At 66.9% G+C, this 18,362-nt stretch carries 17 protein-coding genes; 8 read left to right on the top strand and 9 right to left on the bottom strand.

Going from position 1 to position 18,362, the window contains the following annotated elements:
• Together cobT and SL003B_RS01690 are read left to right on the top strand one after the other, a co-directional pair.
• Positions 1-1,905, top strand: a complete 1,905-nt coding sequence (cobT, locus tag SL003B_RS01695) for a cobaltochelatase subunit CobT (protein ID WP_013651100.1) — start codon at positions 1-3, stop codon at positions 1,903-1,905.
• A complete protein-coding gene (locus tag SL003B_RS01690; protein ID WP_013651099.1) occupies positions 1,902-2,939 on the top strand; it encodes an esterase-like activity of phytase family protein in 1,038 nt (345 codons plus the stop codon). Before cobT ends, SL003B_RS01690 begins: the two co-directional genes overlap by 4 nt.
• Positions 2,940-3,011: 72 nt before the next feature.
• Here the strand turns inward: SL003B_RS01690 and SL003B_RS01685 are convergent, their stop codons facing one another.
• Together SL003B_RS01685 and rpmB are read right to left on the bottom strand one after the other, a co-directional pair.
• Positions 3,012-3,665 carry a queuosine precursor transporter gene (locus SL003B_RS01685; protein WP_049792537.1) on the bottom strand — a complete coding sequence of 218 codons (654 nt, stop codon included), beginning with the start codon at positions 3,663-3,665 and terminating at the stop codon, positions 3,012-3,014.
• A gap of 22 nt (positions 3,666-3,687) precedes the next feature.
• Complete coding sequence (gene rpmB, locus SL003B_RS01680) at positions 3,688-3,978, bottom strand: 50S ribosomal protein L28 (RefSeq protein WP_013651097.1); 291 nt, start codon at positions 3,976-3,978, stop codon at positions 3,688-3,690.
• A 319-nt stretch (positions 3,979-4,297) separates the two neighbouring features.
• On the opposite strand from rpmB, the gene SL003B_RS01675 reads away from it, so the two are divergent.
• The 3 genes from SL003B_RS01675 to SL003B_RS01665 all read left to right on the top strand — a co-directional run bounded on the left by SL003B_RS01675 (position 4,298) and on the right by SL003B_RS01665 (position 7,794).
• Positions 4,298-5,128 carry a DUF3108 domain-containing protein gene (locus SL003B_RS01675; protein WP_013651096.1) on the top strand — a complete coding sequence of 277 codons (831 nt, stop codon included), beginning with the start codon at positions 4,298-4,300 and terminating at the stop codon, positions 5,126-5,128.
• 170 nt (positions 5,129-5,298) lie between these two features.
• On the top strand, positions 5,299-6,252 hold the full coding sequence (locus SL003B_RS01670; protein WP_013651095.1) for an acetyl-CoA carboxylase carboxyltransferase subunit alpha: 954 nt from the start codon (positions 5,299-5,301) through the stop codon (positions 6,250-6,252).
• Between the two features lie 183 nt (positions 6,253-6,435).
• Positions 6,436-7,794 carry a L,D-transpeptidase family protein gene (locus tag SL003B_RS01665; protein ID WP_013651094.1) on the top strand — a complete coding sequence of 453 codons (1,359 nt, stop codon included), beginning with the start codon at positions 6,436-6,438 and terminating at the stop codon, positions 7,792-7,794.
• Positions 7,795-7,806: 12 nt separating this feature from the next.
• Here the strand turns inward: SL003B_RS01665 and SL003B_RS01660 are convergent, their stop codons facing one another.
• The 3 genes from SL003B_RS01660 to ispG are packed head-to-tail and all read right to left on the bottom strand — an operon-like array spanning position 7,807 to position 10,716.
• Positions 7,807-8,541 (bottom strand): DUF429 domain-containing protein, encoded by a 735-nt coding sequence (locus tag SL003B_RS01660; RefSeq protein ID WP_041375313.1) that lies wholly within the window; start codon positions 8,539-8,541, stop codon positions 7,807-7,809.
• Entirely contained in the window at positions 8,538-9,425 is an 888-nt protein-coding gene (gene pdxY / locus SL003B_RS01655) for a pyridoxal kinase (RefSeq protein WP_013651092.1), read from the bottom strand. The genes SL003B_RS01660 and pdxY overlap by 4 nt, the downstream gene beginning before the upstream one ends.
• 13 nt (positions 9,426-9,438) lie before the next feature.
• Entirely contained in the window at positions 9,439-10,716 is a 1,278-nt protein-coding gene (gene ispG, locus SL003B_RS01650) for a flavodoxin-dependent (E)-4-hydroxy-3-methylbut-2-enyl-diphosphate synthase (protein ID WP_013651091.1), read from the bottom strand.
• Between the two features lie 159 nt (positions 10,717-10,875).
• Between ispG and SL003B_RS01645 the strand changes: the two genes are divergently transcribed.
• Positions 10,876-11,769 (top strand): hypothetical protein, encoded by an 894-nt coding sequence (locus SL003B_RS01645; RefSeq protein ID WP_013651090.1) that lies wholly within the window; start codon positions 10,876-10,878, stop codon positions 11,767-11,769.
• A 105-nt stretch (positions 11,770-11,874) separates the two neighbouring features.
• On the top strand, positions 11,875-12,657 hold the full coding sequence (locus SL003B_RS01640) for a 3-hydroxybutyrate dehydrogenase (RefSeq protein WP_013651089.1): 783 nt from the start codon (positions 11,875-11,877) through the stop codon (positions 12,655-12,657).
• Positions 12,658-12,970: 313 nt separating this feature from the next.
• Here the strand turns inward: SL003B_RS01640 and SL003B_RS01635 are convergent, their stop codons facing one another.
• Positions 12,971-13,414, bottom strand: a complete 444-nt coding sequence (locus SL003B_RS01635; RefSeq protein ID WP_242390311.1) for a L,D-transpeptidase — start codon at positions 13,412-13,414, stop codon at positions 12,971-12,973.
• A 182-nt stretch (positions 13,415-13,596) separates the two neighbouring features.
• Between SL003B_RS01635 and SL003B_RS01630 the strand changes: the two genes are divergently transcribed.
• A complete protein-coding gene (locus tag SL003B_RS01630; protein WP_013651087.1) occupies positions 13,597-14,427 on the top strand; it encodes a pentapeptide repeat-containing protein in 831 nt (276 codons plus the stop codon).
• A 72-nt stretch (positions 14,428-14,499) separates the two neighbouring features.
• Here the strand turns inward: SL003B_RS01630 and SL003B_RS01625 are convergent, their stop codons facing one another.
• The 3 genes from SL003B_RS01625 to SL003B_RS01615 all read right to left on the bottom strand — a co-directional run bounded on the left by SL003B_RS01625 (position 14,500) and on the right by SL003B_RS01615 (position 18,310).
• Entirely contained in the window at positions 14,500-15,288 is a 789-nt protein-coding gene (locus SL003B_RS01625) for a MipA/OmpV family protein (protein ID WP_013651086.1), read from the bottom strand.
• A gap of 189 nt (positions 15,289-15,477) precedes the next feature.
• A complete protein-coding gene (locus tag SL003B_RS01620) occupies positions 15,478-17,502 on the bottom strand; it encodes a HAMP domain-containing methyl-accepting chemotaxis protein (RefSeq protein WP_148259223.1) in 2,025 nt (674 codons plus the stop codon).
• Positions 17,503-17,830: 328 nt separating this feature from the next.
• Positions 17,831-18,310 (bottom strand): protoglobin domain-containing protein, encoded by a 480-nt coding sequence (locus tag SL003B_RS01615; protein ID WP_013651084.1) that lies wholly within the window; start codon positions 18,308-18,310, stop codon positions 17,831-17,833.
• Positions 18,311-18,362 lie beyond the last annotated feature (52 nt).

Genomic DNA, 18,362 nt, shown 5'->3' with positions numbered 1-18,362 from the left:
ATGGCAGGGTCGGGCAGCAACAGCAATCCGGGCGGCCGCGCACAGTCGCCGACCGAGCCGTTCAAGCGGGTGGTGACCGGAACGATGCGGGCGATCGCCGGCGATCCCGAGTTGGAGGTCGTGTTCTCCGCCGACCGGCCCGGCCTCTCCGGCAACACCGCCCGTCTTCCCGAGCCGCCGCGCAAGATCTCCGAGCGCGACATCGCCGTCACCCGCGGCCTGTCCGATTCGATCGCCCTGCGTCTGGCCTGCCATGACGGCGCCGTCCATAGGCGCAACCTGCCCAAGGGACCGGACGCCCGCGCGATCTTCGAGGCGGTCGAGCAGACGCGCTGCGAAGCGGTCGGCGCGACACGCATGCAGGGCGTCGCCGGCAACCTCGCCGCCATGCTGGAGGACCGCTATCTGCGCGCCGGCAGTGCCGACATTGCCAGCCGCGAGGAAGCCCCGCTGCAGGACGCGCTGTCGCTGATGATACGCGAACGGCTGACCGGCGCGCCGCCGCCGCCGAGCGCCGAGCGTCTGGTCAATCTGTGGCGCGAATGGATCGAGCAGAAGGCAGGCACCGATCTCGACCGGCTCGTCACCCGCCTCGACGATCAGAGCGCCTTCGCCAGCCAGTTGCGCCACGTCCTCGCCGCCCTGGAGATGGCCGAGGACTATGGCGACGAGCAGGACCAGTCCGACGAGCCGGAGGAAAGTGACGACGCCGGCCGCAACGAGGACGCGGAGACCAGCGCCGAGGGCGAGGAGCAGGCCGGCGAGCAGGAGGCCGCCCCCCAGGAAATGGAGATGTCGGGCGAGGAGCAGGAGGCCGGCGAGACCGAGGCGGCCGACAGCGACATGGTCGACATGGACGAGCAGGACATGGAGCTGGACGAGGAGCAGCCGGGAGAGAGCCAGCGCCGCGATGCGCCGTTCTCCAACCGGCCGGTCTCCGACTACAAGGTGTTCACCACCGGCTTCGACGAGACAGTGACTGCCGAGGACCTGTGCGACGCCGACGAACTCGACCGGCTGCGCGGCTTCCTCGACAAGCAGCTGACCCATCTGCAGGGCGCCGTCGCGCGCCTCGCCAACCGCCTGCAGCGCAAGTTGATGGCGCAGCAGAACCGCTCCTGGGACTTCGATCTGGAGGAAGGCATCCTCGACACCGCGCGCCTGACCCGCGCCGTCACCGATCCGATGCAGCCGCTCGCCTTCAAGCAGGAGCGCGACACCACCTTCCGCGACACGGTGGTCACCCTGCTGCTGGACAATTCCGGCTCCATGCGCGGCCGGCCGATCACCGTCGCCGCCACCTGCGCCGACATCCTCGCCCGCACCCTGGAGCGCTGCGGCGTCAAGGTCGAGATCCTCGGCTTCACCACCAAGGCCTGGAAGGGCGGCCAGTCGCGCGAGGCATGGCTCGCCGCCGGCAAGCCGGCCCAGCCGGGTCGCCTCAACGACCTGCGCCACATCATCTACAAGGCCGCCGACGCGCCGTGGCGGCGCTCGCGCCGCAACCTCGGCCTGATGATGCGCGAGGGCCTGCTGAAGGAGAACATCGACGGCGAGGCGCTCGCCTGGGCGCACAGCCGCCTGCTGGCGCGCCCCGAGAACCGCCGCATCCTGATGATGATCTCCGACGGTGCACCGGTCGATGACTGCACGCTCTCCGTCAACCCGGGCAACTACCTGGAACGTCACCTGCGTTTCGTCATCGAAGAGATCGAGACCCGCTCGCCGGTGGAACTGATCGCCATCGGCATCGGTCACGACGTCACCCGCTACTACCGCCGCGCGGTGACCATCGTCGACGCGGAGGAACTCGCCGGCGCCATGACCGACCAGCTCGCCGACCTGTTCGACGACACCGTGCAGCAACAGCAACCGCAGCCGCGCCACCGGCGTCGGCACGCATGAGCGCGCCCGGCCGCGCGCGAAAAGTCCTGGCACTCGTCGGTCTTCTGCTGGCCGCCGGACCGGTTGCCGCGCCGGCGCAGGAGCTCCTGTCGGACGCGAAGCCAGTCACGGCGGCCATCCGCCCGATCGAGCGCTTCGCGACCGGCAGTGACGCCATCCGCTTCGGCGCGCTCACATACCTCGGCGGTCTGGAGATTGCTGCCGCCAACCGCGACATCGGCGGCCTGTCGGGCCTCGTGTCGCTCGACAGCGGTACCCGCCTGCTCGCCGCAACGGATAACGGCCTGTGGGTCGCCGCGACCGTCGAGCAGGACGCCGACGGTACCCCCCTCAGCCTGCGCGACATGCGCTACGCACCGATGATCGACGAGGCCGGCCGGCGCCTGCGCGACGGCTGGGCCAACGACACCGAGGCACTGACGCTGGGCACCGAAGCCGGCCGGCCCGTCCTCTACGTCTCCGTCGAACGGGTCAACCGCATCTACCGCTATCCCTGGCCGCTCGCCTCCGGCACCGAGCCGATGCTCGGCGACGTCGCCACGCCCGACGGCATCCGCGACCTGCGCGGCACCAAGGGTATGGAGGCGCTCGCCGCCGCGCCCGAGGACTCACCGCTCGCCGGCGCGCTTATCGCTATCGCCGAACGGGGGGCCAGCGACAGCCACGACCTGCCGGGGTTCATCCTGGGCGGCCCGACGCCCGGAAGCTTTACCGTCGCGCGCTCCGACCGTTACGACGCCACCGACGCCGCCTTCCTGCCCGACGGCGACCTGCTGCTGCTGGAGCGCCGCTTCAACCTGCGCGACTGGGTCGGCATGCGTCTGCGCCGCTTCGCCGCCACCGAGATCCGCCCCGGCGCCCGCCTCGTCGGCACCGTGGTGATGGAGGCCGGGCACGGCCACCAGATCGACAACATGGAAGGGCTCGCCGTCCATCAGGACGCCGAGGGACGCACGGTCCTGACGCTCATATCCGATGATAACCGCTCGATCCTGCAGCGGACCCTGCTGCTCCGCTTCCGTCTGGAGCAATGAAAAAGGCGCCTGCGGGCCAGGCGCCTTGTCGATAGGTGTCGATGATTGTCGATCGATATGCGGAACGACCGATCAGGCCGGCGCCTTCTCCGGCATCGACCGCACCACGGCGAGCAACACGCGGTAGGGTGCGAGCAGCGCCGTCGCGACCAGGATCTTGACGCAGAAGTCGCCCAGCGCCCAGGATATCCAGCGCGGCACCTCCGGTGCGAAGGCGCCGAGTAGCGGTGCAGCCTCGACCGCAAAGGCATCGTCGAAGCCGAGCACTCCGGCAGCCGCCGCCGAAAAGGCGAGCGAGAAGAACAGCAGCGTGTCGATCACCGAACCGAGCAGCGACGACACGAACGGCGCCTTCCACCAAGCCGCGCGGCGCAGGCGATCGAAAACGGTCACGTCGAGCATCTGGGCGACCAGGAAGGCGGTGCCCGAGGCGATCGCGATACGCGGTGTCGCCAACCATACCGACAGCGCCACCGCCAGCACAAATCCGGCGACGACCACACGCCGCGCCGCCGCCGGACCGAACCGCCGGTTGGTCAGGTCGGTGACCAGGAACGCTGCCGGATAGGTAAAGGCGCCGAAGGTCAGCAAATCGGTCAGGCTGACCGGGCCGAGGCTGCCGGGAACCGGGAACTGCACGAGGAAATTGGAGGCCACAACGACAATCGCCATCGCAGCGACTGCGATGGCGAGTTGGCCCACGGAGATTCTCCGGGTCGCGGTCATGATTTGTCCCTTGGGATCGCCCTCAGGCGGCGTCGGCCTGGCGACGCTTCACCTCGGCCTTGATCAGCCGCGCCTTGTTGGACAGTTCGGTGTCGGACGCCTTGAGCAGAAACGCGTCCAAACCGCCGCGGTGCTCGACCGAGCGCAGCGCATGGGCGCTGATGCGCAGCTTGTAGGTCTCGCCCAGCGCGTCGCTGATCAGCGACACGTTGCACAGGTTCGGCAGGAACCGGCGACGGGTCTTGTTGTTGGCATGGGAAACGTTGTTTCCGGACATCACGTCCTTGCCGGTAAGCTCGCAGCGGCGCGCCATGGGATCACCCTTTTAGTTCTGGCCGGGACGCGATGGGCCCGGTACGGTTGCAACCGGCTCTGGAGCGGACCGCAAGGCCCGGCGACATCATGACCGGCTTTGTTCGGAAAAGTCGCCTCCCTATAATGATCCGCCGCGCCACCGTCAAGGCTTCGCCGGCCCACAAGGCAGATTCGCTGTTTTCGAAGGCTCCGATCGGGTATCGTTAACTTGGCGGTTACCATGACACCCGACAATCCAGCGCAGTGGCCGCGGTGTGCATGGGCACCGACAGGGGCACGGGGCAGCGTAGCAAGTTCGGCTCCCAGGAGGTTTTCAGGTGTCTGGTTTCAGGTCCAAGCGGCGGCTGTTTGCCGTGCCCGCCATTGCATTTACCCTGCTGGCCGGAACTGCCGAGGCGCAGACGAACCGCATCGGTGGACTCTACGACATCACCGTCGCCGGCCTGACCATCGGCCGTGGCACGTTGTCGCTGGTCCTTCAAGGCAACGCTTATTCCGCCAAGGTCGGGCTTGAACCGGCCGGCATCGGCACCCTGTTCTCCACTGGCAAGGGCGGCGCCGAGGCCGCCGGCTGGCTGGTCGGTTCGAAGGTCATGCCGTCCAGGTACACCATGGCGTCGCGCGCAGCCAACCGCGACTTCTACGTCTCGCTGACCCAGGGCTCCGGCCACATCCGCAGCGCCGACGTGGCGCCGCAGTTCAAGCCGAACAAGGAGCGTATCGAGGTCACGAAGCAGCATCGCCAAAACGCCATGGACCCGCTCAGCGCCGCGCTGGTTCCGGTCAGCGTCGGCAAGGACGGCCTCGGTCCCGCCGCCTGCAAGCGCAAGCTTCCGGTCTTCGACGGCTGGACCCGCTTCGACATCCAGCTCAGCTTCAAGGAGACCCGCGAGGTGTCCGGGCGCGGTTACGACGGCCCGGTGGTCGTCTGCAGCGCCAAATGGATCCCTGTCGCCGGTCACCGCCCGTCGACGGACTCCGTCAAGCACATGGCCAGTTCGGACATGGAAGCATGGTTCGCGCCGATGGGCCGCAAGGACGTGCTTGTGCCCTACCGCATCACCATTCCGACCAGGACCGGCCAACTCGTGGTCGAGGCCTCCAAGCTGCGGCTGTCGGACAACGAGCGCGACCAGGCCGCGCGCTGATCTGCCCCTCGCCCCCCTGTCCCGCCGCCTCGCGACCCTTGCGCGGCGGCGCGCTGCCTGTTACAGGCCCCGCTTGACTCGGCGGGCCTTGCTGTCCAGTGTCGCGCCCACGACATAGGCTCTGGCTCCTCACGGCCGGACTTGCCGGCGTTCTCCAGGTTACCGGTTACATGCACAGCTATTTGGAATTCGAAAAACCCGTCGCGGACATCGAAGGCAAGGTTCAGGAACTGAGGGCCCTCGCCGCCAGCGGCGAAGCCGTCGATGTCGACGACGAGATCGCCCGCCTGGAGACAAAGGCTTCCCAGACCCTCGCCGATCTCTATTCCAAGCTGACGCCGTGGCAGAAGACTCTGGTCGCGCGCCACCCCGATCGGCCTCACGCCGCCCAATATATCGCCGGCCTGATCGAGGACTTCACCCCGCTCGCCGGCGACCGCGCCTATGCCGACGACCAGGCCATCATTGCCGGCTTCGGCCGCTTCCGCGGCCAGTCGGTCGCGATCCTCGCCCAGGAAAAGGGGTCCGACACCGAGAGCCGGCTGCGCCACAATTTCGGCATGGCGAAGCCAGAGGGCTACCGCAAGGCCGTGCGGATCATGGATCTCGCCGAGCGCTTCGAGATCCCGGTCCTTTCTCTGGTCGACACCGCCGGCGCCTATCCGGGCCTCGGCGCCGAGGAACGCGGCCAGGCGGAGGCGATCGCCCGCTCCACCGACAAGGCTCTCGGCCTCGGTGTGCCCAATGTCGCGCTGGTCATCGGCGAAGGCGGCTCGGGCGGCGCCATCGCCATCGCCGCGACCAGCAAGGTGCTGATGCTCGAGCACGCGATCTACAGCGTGATCTCGCCGGAAGGCGCGGCCTCGATCCTTTGGCGCGACAGCGCCCGGGCCCAGGAGGCGGCGACCAGCATGAAGATCACCGCCCAGGACCTGCTCAAGCTCGGCGTCATCGACGGCATCGTCGAGGAACCGGTCGGTGGCGCACACCGGGCCCGAGAGACGGTGATCGACCGCGCCGGCGCGGCGATCGAAGCGGCCCTCGCCTCCCTCGTCGGCCTCGGAGCAGGAGAGATCCGCCGCCAGCGGCGTGAGAAGTTCCTCGCCATCGGTCGCTCCCTGTAGACCATCCTGCCGCCGTTTTGCCGGATTTCACGGGCATGACCAAGCTTGGAACGACCGGCCGGCCTCACGATATCGGCTTTTGAAGAATGATCCGAACAGGGGTAACCTGTCGTCAACCATAAGCGTGTAGCCTCGGGCGTTGCGTTGCCGATGCACCTTGGTTCCGGGTATTTGATGATGGGCATGGCCAAACCGTTTCCTAGCCGCAACACGCGCCTGGCACGTACGCTCGGCGCCCTCCTCCTTGCCGGACTGCTCGCCGGCTGCCAGGGGGACGAATTCAGCCTCGGCAGCGGCCCCAAGCACCTGCGGCCGGTCAGCGCCGAGGTGAAGCACAAGATGACCGATCTCGGCATGGATGTGTCCTCGCCGATCATGATCCGCATCTTCAAGGAAGAATCCCAGCTCGAGGTCTGGAAGCAGGCGAAGAACGGTCGCTATGCGCTTCTGCAGACCTTCGAGATCTGCAAATGGTCCGGCGAGCTCGGCCCGAAGATCAAGGAAGGCGACCGCCAGGCGCCAGAGGGCTTCTACGAGATCACCCCGGCCCTGATGAATCCCAATTCCAGCTATCATCTGGCGTTCAACCTCGGCTATCCGAACGCCTTCGACCGATCGCATGGCCGCACCGGCTCCCACCTCATGGTCCACGGCGCCTGTTCCTCGCGCGGCTGCTATGCCATGACCGACGAGCAAGTACAGGACATCTATGCGCTCGCCCGCGACAGCTTCAAGGGCGGCCAGCGCTCGTTCCAGGTCCAGGCCTTCCCGTTCCGCATGACGCCGGAAAACATGGCCCGTCACCGCCACAACCAGCACATCGATTTCTGGCGCATGCTGAAGGCCGGCTACGACCATTTCGAGGTCACCAAGCTGCCGCCCAAGGTCGACGTCTGCGAGAGGAAATACGTCTACGACGCGACGTCGATCGTCGAAGGCGTTCCCTTCAAGGCCACCGCCAAGTGCCCCGAGTACAAGGTGCCCGAAGCCGTCGAGGTCGCCGTCGTGGCCAAGCAGCGCCAGGACGAAGCAAAGTTCCAGCAGGTCGTCGCGAGCCTCGAGGCCAAGGCGGAGCGCGAGAAGCGCTGGCAGGAAACCCAGACCCGCATCGCCGCGCTGGTCGGCGGCTCCGACGCCGCAGCGACCGGAGCGCCTGCCCCCGAAATGCCCGCTGCCCCGGCCGGGGCGATCGCAGTGGCCACCAATGGCGAGCCGCTCCCGCAGGCCAATCCCGCCCGCGCGGCTGCACCCGCCGCGCCGGCCTCTGGCGGCATCTTCGCCAGCCTTTTCAACAACGGCGCCCAGCCGGATGCCGCACCCACCGAAGCGACCGGCACCGTCGCAGCCCCGGACCAGATGCCCGCCACGGCGCAGGCGGCTGTGTCGGCGACGGCATTCGCAGCCGGACCGGCGCCGGCCGCGCCGGAAAAGCGCGGCTTACTGAGGCGCTGGCTGCCCTTTGGCCAGGACAGCGGAAACGTCGAGGCGGCAACCGCGGCCGACCTTGGCGCCGTGGCGGCCGTACCGCCGCCCAAGCCCTGAGCCGATCCCGGCTCACGCCCAGATCGCCATCCTCAATCCGCGCCCGTCGCGGTCGAAATCCTCCGGAAACGGCCGCGCCATGCCGAGCGCGATCCGCTCCGCGATGACGCAGTTGGCGGCCGCGTCGATCAAGTCGTCGCGGGCCGCTCCCTTCGGCGGCCGTTGCCGCAGGAGCGCCGGGTCGAAACCGTTCCTTTCGAGCAGCGCTGCGCGCTCGTCGAGACCGTCCGGGCTGGGCCGGTTCCCGATCTTCTTGGGCCGGCTCATCGGCTGTTCGCCGTTCAGCCGCCAGAAGGCAAGTTCCGGGTGCACCTCGTAGACCCGCGTCTCCAACGCCGGCACCATCAGCGCGTCGATCTCGCGGATCTTGGCGAACAGATGGAACGCCTGCCTGGAGACCTTGCGCGGCGGATCCGAGGTCTGCAGAGCCACGCCGCAGGCCTGGCGATAGTCCGTGCAGGCCACCGCCGCGCGCGACGGCACCGAGAACACCGACGACTGGCGCGGACCGAGGTGCCGCCGCACCGCTGCCTCGGCTCGGCGTCCGCCAACGCCGGCACGCTCCGGCAGGCCGACCGGCATGTCTACGGCGAGGATCGAAAGGGTCGGATCGAGACCGAGAACCGCGGCGAAGCGGTCGGCGAAGTGGATCCGGCAACTGTCCGGATCGCCGACCCGGCGCAGCACAGCCAGCCAACCGCCGGGGCAACCGTCGATCCCGGCGACCCAGCGCCCATCGCTACTCATCGCGAGGACGCCGTCTCCAGCACCCGGCGCGTGCTGACCAGCGCCATCGGCCGGCCGAGCGTCTGCTGTTCGGCGGCCAGCAGCAATTCGGTCGATCCCTGCTTGACGCTGCGCGCGACCAGTTCGAAGGTCGAGGCGGCAGCGCGCACCAGCGCGGACTCGTCGTCCATGCCCTCCAGACGCCGGGCAAGGAAGAGGGCCGAGATCAGATCGCCCGTCCCGTGCGGCGGATTGGCGATGGCCGCGTGCTCGGCAGCGATCGCCCCGCGCGGAGTCGCCAGCAAGTTGGCGATGGAATTGCGCCGCAGCGCCGGCGACGAGGTAACCAGAACCCGCTCCGCGCCGAGCCGGCGCGCCGCCGACAACGCCTGCAGTTCGCTTTCCACCTCGCGGCCGGTCAGCCAGGCCAGTTCGAAGCGGTTGGGCGTGACCACGTCCGCCAGCCGCACCAGATGATCTCGGATCGCCAGTGCCGTCGCCTCCGGCACGTAGAGTCCGCCCGCATCACCGATCACCGGATCGCAGACATAGGGCGCACCCGGGGCGGCCTTCTTGACCGCCTGCACCAGTCGCGCCACCGGCTCGGCCTGCGCCGCCGCGCCGAGATATCCGGTCAGGATACCGCCGATCTCGCCGAGTTCGGCCGAACCGATCAGGTCTTCCACGATAGCCCCGAAATCCGCCGCCGGTGCAACAATCCGCGTGCCGCGCCCCTGTCCGGGATGCCAGGGAAGCAGGATCGTCGGCAGGAACCAGACCGGAAAGCCCAGCCGCTCGAGCGCGAACACGGCGCCGCGACCGCCGATGCCGCCGCGCACCACCTGCGACGTGATGACGAGGACCGGCGGATGCGCGCCAGCGTCGGCCGGGACGGATTTCAGCATACTCGGAAGTTCCTTATGCGACGTCCGCGGGCACGCGACGGCCCGCCGGCCGGCCCTGCCCGTAGCGCTGCTCGATATAGTCGAGCACCATGGTCTTGAAATCGTCCGCGATGCTCGGCCCGCGCAGCGTGGTCACCTTTTCGCCGTCGATGAACACCGGCGCGGCCGGCGTCTCGCCGGTGCCCGGCAGCGAGATGCCGATGTCGGCATGCTTGGACTCGCCGGGACCGTTGACGATGCAGCCCATCACAGCGACGGAGAGGCTCTCGACGCCCGGATAGCGCTCGCGCCACGCCGGCATCGAACTGCGGATGTGTTCCTGAATGTCCTGAGCGAGCTCCTGGAACACCGTCGAGGTCGTGCGCCCGCAGCCCGGGCAGGCCGCCACCACCGGCACGAAGGCGCGGAATCCCATCACCTGCAGCAGTTCCTGCGCTACCTGGACCTCCCTGGTGCGGTCACCGCCCGGCTCCGGTGTCAGCGACACACGGATGGTGTCACCGATACCCTGCTGGAGCAGGATGCCCATCGACGCCGCCGACGCGACGATACCCTTGCTGCCCATGCCCGCTTCCGTCAGGCCAAGATGCAGGGCGTAGTCGCAGCGCCCGGCAAGGTCGGCATAGACCGCAATCAGATCCTGCACCTGGCTAACCTTGGCCGACAGGATGATCTTGTCGCGCCCCATGCCGAGCGTCTCGGCACGTTCGGCGGAGAGCAGGCCGGACTGGATGATCGCTTCCCGCATCACTGCCGCGGCCGATACGGGCGTTTCGCTCGCCGCGTTCTCGTCCATCAGCCTGGTCAGCAGTTCCTGGTCGAGCGAACCCCAGTTGACGCCGATCCGGACCGGCTTGTCGTATTTCAGCGCAATCTCGATGATCTGCGAGAACTGCGTGTCGCGCTTGGCCTTGAAGCCGACGTTGCCCGGATTGATGCGGTATTTCGCCAGCGCCTCGGCACAGGCCGGATGGTCTGCCAGCAGCTTGTGGCCGATGTAGTGGAAGTCGCCGATCAGCGGCACGGTGACGCCGATGCGATCGAGCCGCTCGCGGATCCGCGGCACCGCGGTCGCTGCCTCGGGTCGGTCGACCGTGATGCGCACCAGTTCCGAGCCCGCGCGGGCGAGCGCGGCCACCTGGGCCACCGTCGCGTCCGCGTCCGCCGTATCCGTGTTGGTCATCGACTGCACGACGATCGGCGCGTCGCCGCCGACCGTTACGCCGCCGACCGCGACCGCGACGGAGCGCCGCCGCGGCCAGGCTTGAGCGAAAGAGCAGGATGTGTTCACGTCGCCATGTCCAGATGGGTTGGTGGGCGTCTTCTCCGCTTGATTAGTGCTCCGGCCTGCGCGAGGCAAGGGGAGACTGGGGAGACCGGCGCCGCCACCCCATATGGGAAGAAGACCGGACGGATGCCAGACTACCGGTCTGCGGGAAAGGAACGGGCAATGTTCATGGCCATAGTCGAACGGACGATCGCGCTCGCCAGCCGACGCGCCGGCACGCTGCTCGGGACCGGTTGGGCCTACATGCTCCTGCTTCTGGCGGTGAACCTCGCGCTCAGCAACGCGGTCGCGCCCGGCGCCAGCTTCACCACCGGTTCCTACATGACCGAACCGCTGGCCACATCGGGCGCTGCGACCGGCGACAGGGTCGCCGGTCTGCGTATCCTCGCGCTGCTCGCCAACGTCCTGATCGGCTTTTCCATTGCCGTCGCCTACACGCGGCGAATCCTGATCGATGCCCGCGACTTCTTCCTCGTCGCCAACGCGCGGACCCTGAAGGTGATCTTCAACCAGATCCTTCTGGCACTGATCGGCCTGCTGGCGCTGATCCCGCTCTTCCTGATAGCCGGCCTCGTCGGCCTCATCACCGCCGGCGCCGGCTTCCTGGCCTTCTTCGCCGCCCCCTTCGTCGCGCTCATGCTGGTCCAGCGCTTTTCCATGATCCTGCCGGCAGCCGCCGTCGACGACCCGCTGACCCTACGCGACTCCTGGACCGCGACGCGAGGCATGGGCTGGGCCATGGCCTTTGCGGCCCTGCTCGCCTCGGCGGTGCTCGCCTGCCTGGTCGGCCTGTGGGCGCTTCTGCTCTACGGCATCGACGCGCTGCTCCCCGCCGATCCGGTCACCGCACAGCTGCGCTCCGCCGCCTTCCCGATGGGCACGATGACGCTCGCGGTCTGGGTCTTCGCCAGCCTGCACGCCACCTGCTACGGTCTGATCCGCGAGCGCTTCGCCGAGAAGGTCGGACTGACCCGCGACATCCGGGCCCGCGCCGATGCCCGCCGCGAGGCCGCCCGCGCCGTGCGCGTCGCCCGTCTTCCCGGCCGCGCTGAATGACCTGACCCGCCGGTCACAATTTCACGCCTGCCGCTCCTGCCGTGTTGCGGTGCGGGGCTGCTTCGTGGGAAGGTGCCGCCGGTTCCAATCAGGGAGTTTCCGCGCATGCTCGCCAAGAAGACCGCCGTCGTCACAGGGTCGACCTCCGGCATCGGCCTCGCCTGTGCCCGGGCACTGGCCAGGGAGGGCGCCAACGTCGTCCTCAACGGCCTCGGCGATCCCGACGCGATCGAGGCCGAGCGCGCCGCCATTGAGAAGGACTTCGATGTCCAGTGCGCCTATTCGGCGGCCAACATGCTCAAGGCCGACGAAATCGCCAACATGATCCTCAACGCCGAGAACGAGTTCGGCTCGGTCGACATCCTGATCAACAACGCGGGCATCCAGCACGTCGCGCCGATCGACGAGTTCCCGCTGGAGAAGTGGGACGCGATCATCGCCATCAACCTGTCCTCCGCCTTCCACGCCATGCGCGCTGCCCTGCCCGGCATGAAGGCACGCGGCTGGGGCCGGATCGTCAACACCGCGTCGGCCCATGCGCTGGTCGCCTCGCCCTACAAGGCCGCCTATGTCGCCGCCAAGCACGGCATCGCCGGCCTGACCAAGACCGCCGCCCTTGAGGTCGCCGAGAAGGGTATCACGGTCAACGCCATATGCCCGGGCTACGTCTGGACGCCTCTGGTCGAGGCGCAGATCCCGGACACCATGAAGGCGCGCAACATGACCGAGGAGGAGGTCAAGCGCGATGTCCTGCTGAAGGCGCAGCCGACCAAGGAATTCGTCCGCGTCGACCAGGTTGCCGCCCTCGCTGTCTACCTGTGTTCGGAAGCCGCCTCGGCGATCACCGGCGCCCTACTGCCGATCGACGGCGGCTGGACGGCGCAGTAGCGTTAACGCGCCTTAACCGGCCTTTGCAGCCCGCGTTGCAGATCGCATCGCGAGGTGCGTTACGATTTCCTTAACACCACCAATATCTTGTAGTCAAACAACCGGCACCCTCAAGGACTGGTGACATCGGCGCGCGAACCATTTGGCAAGGCATTTGCGATAGCGTTTTCACGCTGATTGTCAGGTTGTGCGTCGTCAGCGCCTGTGGACGGAAGGAAATGGCACCTGCGACCCCGCCATTTCCTTCCGGCCCGCTCCCGGCGGCCGGACAGGCGCCTCTCGCCGTTCTTCTTCCGAGATCCCCCGATCCGCCTCAGCGCGTGACCACGATGCGCGTGTTCTGCTTGCCGCTTTGCTGGATCAGCGTGAACAGGGCGCGCGCGTTGTCTGGATGCAGCCGCACGCAGCCGTGCGACGCAGGCCGGCCGAGGCTCTTGATCGCGTCGGTGCCGTGAATGGCATAGCCGCCGTGGAAGAAAACCGAATGCGGCATCGGCGAGCCATGATACTTTTTCGAGAAGTACCTTTGATGCATCCGCCCGGGCCGGAACGTACCGATCGGCGTCCGGTAGCCCTTGCGCGCGGTCGAGACCAGCCAGGAATGCCGCTGCACCCCGTTCACATAGACATGCATCCTCTGCTCCGAAAGATCGATTTTGGCGACGACGGAGGCCGCTTCGGCAGGAGCGACATAGCCGTATGCGGCAAGACACGTCAGGACGAAAAGAAACGAAATAACGCTACGCACCGCAAACACTCCCCGACCATCAAGTGGACTTTCGGAAAATATTAAGAAAAACCTAACATGCCTTTCGATTAAGTCCATTCCCGGCTGGAGAATACGTGCAAACACGGTAAACTGCCCCTTTCCTGCCCAACCGCTTTTCCCGGACCGCGCCGACCGCTACAAAGGATCGATTGCAGGATCGGAAAACCGTCATGGCCCAGCAGACCGCCCGCGCCCCACGCACCCTGGCTACCCTTGCCGGCGCTGTTCTCGCCTTGCCGCTGCTGGCCTCCTCCGGCCCGGCGCAGGAGGGTCTGGCCGAGTTGAACCAGACGGGCGCCTGCGTGGCGTGCGACCTGCGTCTTGTCACCCTTCGCGGCGTAGAGATCCAGGGCGCCGACCTCACCCGCGCGATCCTGCGCGAAGCCGACATGAAGGAGGTCGTCCTGCCCGACGGAAAATTCGCGAAGGCGGACCTGCGCCGCGCGGAACTGGAAAGGGCGGACCTGCGGCGAAGCGATTTTTCCGGCGCCTCGATGCGCGCTGTCGACATGGAAAAGGCCGACCTGTCCGGCGCGGTGCTCGACGGCGCCGATCTGCGCGACGCCGACCTGAACGGGACGTCGCTTGCCGGCGCCCGCTTCGCAGGCGCTGACCTGCGCAATGCCTCGCTGATCAGGGCTGCGGCCACCGGGGCCGCGTTCCGCAACGCCAAGATGGACGGGGCGGACCTCGAGCGCGCCGACCTCAGCGGCGCCGACTTTTCCGGCGCGCGCCTGCCCTATTCGGATCTCGACCGGGTGCGGGCCGCCGGGGCCTCGTTCAGGGGTGCCGATCTCACCGGCGTGCGCCTGTCCAGCGCCGATCTCTCCGGCGCCGATCTCTCCGGCGCTGACATGACCGACACCCTGCTGCGCAACACGCGCCTGCCCGGAGCCGACCTGACCGGCGTCAAGGGCCTCGACCCGAGACGCATCATCGACGCCTGTGGCGACGCGCAGACGAAGCTGCCCGTCGGGATCGTTCTGAAACCCTGCTCCTAGAGCGCTTTCCGATCAAGCGGAACCGCTTGATCGACAAGAAATCGCTCCAGCTATGCTCCAGGCCGGCGGAGCTCAGTCGAACAGGTCGAAGGCGAAGCGGTAGGAAATGCCGGCGCCGACCGAGAATTGGTCCTTGCTGCCGGCCTTGACGATCGGACTGTCCGCCGCGTCGCCGATCAGCCGGTCATACCCGCCCCGCAGGTGCAGCCGGACGTGATCCGTCCAGTCGTAGGAAACGCGCGCCTCCAGACCGACGCTCTTGAAGCCGCCACCGGCCTTGTACTGGGTCAGCGGCCCGGCCGCCGCCTCGGCCGCCGAGACGCTGAAATAGGTGTCCATGTATTCGGACGAGGCGAAGCCCGCGCGCGGTCCGAAGCTCACCTCGATGCGATCCATCGGCCGCACGATGGCGTCGGCACCGATCTCGCCGACCTGGCCGGTGTGGCCGTTGATGCCCTGGCGCAGTTCGGCGAAGACCCGCAGGTGCTCGGTGCGGAACCCGCCGCCGGCACCCAGTTCCAGAGCCCAGTCGATTTTGCGCGTGCCGGTCAGCCACGCGCTGTCGCTTGCGCTGCGTTTCCCGACGAAGCCAAAGGCCGGATAGAAGAAGATCCCGGCGCGCTGCTCGCCGTCCGCCACCTGGCCGAGTCCGGGAAGATAGAAGCGGCCGACCGAAATGATCGGGAATGGCGCGATCAGATAGGAATCGGCGCCGTCGTAGCGCGGCTTGGCGATTGCTCCGACGCCGAGGTCGATGACATATTGTGTCTTCGGCATCGGCACGGCCTCCTGGGCCTGCGCGGCGAAAGAGACCGCCGTCAGGCCGGCAAGCAGGGTCGCACTGAACAAGTGGCGCTTCATGAGTATCCCGTTCAAGCAGGTCACGTAGCAGCGACTATAGGACAAAATATCGGATTGCCGATTGCGACGGAGACGATTTCGTCAGGCTGTTGCATGTCTGCATCGTCCCTGGCTGGGTCAGGCGCGGCTGCGCCTGACCCAGCCAGGGACGAGGACGGGGTGGTCTGACTCTCCGAAGCGCCCGCCCTGCTAGGCGGCCGAGCGCACCTTGTGCAGGAAATTGTCCACCTCCTGCTTCAGCCGCTCGGACTGCTGGGACACCTCGCCCGACGCCGACAGGACCTGCGTGGCGGCCGCGCCGGTGTCTTCGGCAGCAAGGCTCACGCCGCCGATGTTGCTGGATACCTCGGTCGTCCCGGTCGCGACCTGCTGGATGTTGCGCGCGATCTCCTGAGTGGCGGAACTCTGCTCCTCCACCGCGGACGCGACCAGCGTGCCAATCTCGTTGATCCGGCCGATCACGCTGGACACGCCGCCGATAGAGGCCACTGCGGCGCTGGTCTCCGACTGCATGTGGGCGACCTGGTCGGCGATCTGCGACGTCGCCCGGGCCGTCTGCTCGGCGAGTTGCTTGACCTCGGAGGCCACTACGGCGAAACCGCGGCCCGCCTCGCCGGCGCGCGCCGCCTCGATCGTGGCGTTGAGGGCGAGCAGGTTGGTTTGCTCGGCGATGGCATTGATCAGACCCACCACCTCGCCGATCGTCTGCGACGTGGTGGCAAGCGACTGGATCCGATGCGACGCGGCCTGCGCCTCGCTCACCGCCTGATTCGAGATCTGGCTGGACGCGGCGATCTGCTCGGCGATCTCCTTCACCGAGACCGACAGTTCCTCCACCGCGGAGGCCACCGACTGAACGCTGGCCGCCGCCTGTTCGGACGCCGCCGACACTGCGGTCGACTGCGCGCTGGTTTCGGTCGCCGTCGTCGTCAGAGTCTGCGCCGCGGCCTGCAATTCGGTCGAGGTTGAGGCGAGGCCCTGGACGAACCCGCCGACCGCCCGCTCGAACTCGTCGGCCAGTTCCTGCATCATCCGCCGCTTGTCCGCCTCGGCGCGCGCCTTGGCCTCTTCCTGCTCGCGCTCCAGCGCGATCTTGGCGATGGCATTATCCTTGAACACCTGCACCGACTGAGCCATCTGGCCGATCTCGTCCTTGCGGTCGCGCGCCGGAACCTCGCCGTCGACGTCGCCCGCCGCCAGCCGCGTCATCGCGCTGGTCATCGCAATGACCGGGTTGGCGATCTGCCCGCCGAGCAGGAGCGCCAGCACCGCGCCGATGACCACGCCGCCGACGCCTGCCAGGGCAACGCCGAGTTCCGCCGTCTCGAGTTCCTTGGCAAGGGCCAGTTCGATCGCGTGCTCGGCATCTGCAGCCTTCTGCCTCAGCAGCTTCAGATCCTTCTGCAGGATCCTGGTCTGCTCGAGCATTTCGCCCTCGACCAATTCTTCGATCTTTTGCCGATCCTCGGCTGCCTTGGCGAAGCTCGTCGTATAGGCGGCGAGCAGCTCGTTCAGCTCGGCATGCAGCTGCCGCTCGCGCACCGAGCGCATGCTGCCGCCGAGCGCATCGAGTGCTCCCTTGACCGCGTCGAAGTCGCGCTGCGCGCGCTGAAGCGCGTTGGGATCCTTGTAGCCGAGCGTCATGTTGGAATTGAGCTGCGCGCTGAGACCGTGACGGATAGCCGTCTCCGCGTGGGTCTTGGCTTCGACGTTGCCCTCGGCGGTGGCGAGCTTAAGGATCTCGTCGAGGTCCGCCATGAACTTCGCGGCACTCGGCAGCATGCTGCCCTCGACCAGGCCCAGGTAATCTTCCGTCAGGTGGCGCGTTTCCCGGAAGTCTTTGGTGTAGACGGCGACCGCCTGCTTCGCTTCCTCAAACAGGCCGCGCCAGCTGTCGTCGAAGATGGTTTTCTCCGCTTCGGTCATCAACGCGTCGAGCTTGGCCAGTTCGCCCTGGGCGACGTCCGCCAGTTCCGCCTTGGACGAGGCCGAGTATTCGCGCACCGCGGCTTCGAGGCGCAGGAACTCGGCCTCGACCTCCGCCATCGCCGTCGCCGCCGCAACATTGGCCTTGTAGGAGCCGACCTGGCCGGAGGTGTCGAGGAACGTGACGAAGGAATAGGCCGACATGCCGGCGAGGATCGCCAGCACGACCGCAAAGCCCGACAGGATCTTGTATTTCAGCCGCATGTTGGTGAAGAACCCCAGCCCCATGATTGCCTCCTTGAGCATTCCCGTACGCGACCCCGATTTCCGCGGCCGATCACGCATGCGCAGACGCGCGATACGCCTTCCGCTTCGGCAGGAGAAGTATTTCTAGAATGCCTTCCGCACAAGTTCGATGAAAACATATCAATAATTGAGCTAACAAAACGCTAATAGGAACAAGAAAACGCCGAAAAGAATCCTATAACTCATATATATACATTCGATTAAAGGAAAATAGACCTTATACGCACCCCCAAGTGCGTCGGATCACCACTATTTCAGATTTTTCTTCGATTGAGTTTATGAAGAATCACACGTAACGCGTGATATTCGTTCAATCGATAAAGGTGACGTAGTAGGTCGACGACGCGATCGAGAGGTCGAGGAAGATGATCTTGCGCATGGCGGATATGATCGCTTCGCCCTCCTGCGCATCGGCGAAGGCGTCGCGCACGATCGCTGCGAACTTGTTCAGGAACCAGCCGTAGGACAACACGTAGTCGGTCAGCGAGACGCCGGCCTGCCGATGCGCATGGCCGATCTTGATCGCGTGGGACCGGTACACCTCGCCGTAGTCGCCGGCAAACAGCGCCTGCCAGTAGCGCATCTGCTTGCCCTTCAGCCGCTCGACGTCGAAGTCGGGGAACGCCTTGTGCGCCCCGGTCATGATCCGGGAGGTGTAGAACGTGTCGAGGACTTGCGGCATCTGTGGCTCGATCGCGTCCCAGCCGCGCCGACCCAGGCGGACGTCATCTGGAGTCATTTCGAGGAACTCGATGAAGTCGGAGATCGCTGCCCAATGTTCCGAGTTCATATGTTATACCCCCCGTGTATTATTGCGCATTCCTTGATATTTTTGGCATCCT

The organism is Polymorphum gilvum SL003B-26A1 (genome assembly GCF_000192745.1).
Classification (GTDB): domain Bacteria; phylum Pseudomonadota; class Alphaproteobacteria; order Rhizobiales; family Stappiaceae; genus Polymorphum; species Polymorphum gilvum.
The sequence above is the reverse complement of the archived record's forward strand: the minus strand, read 5'-3'. Positions and strand labels throughout refer to the sequence as shown.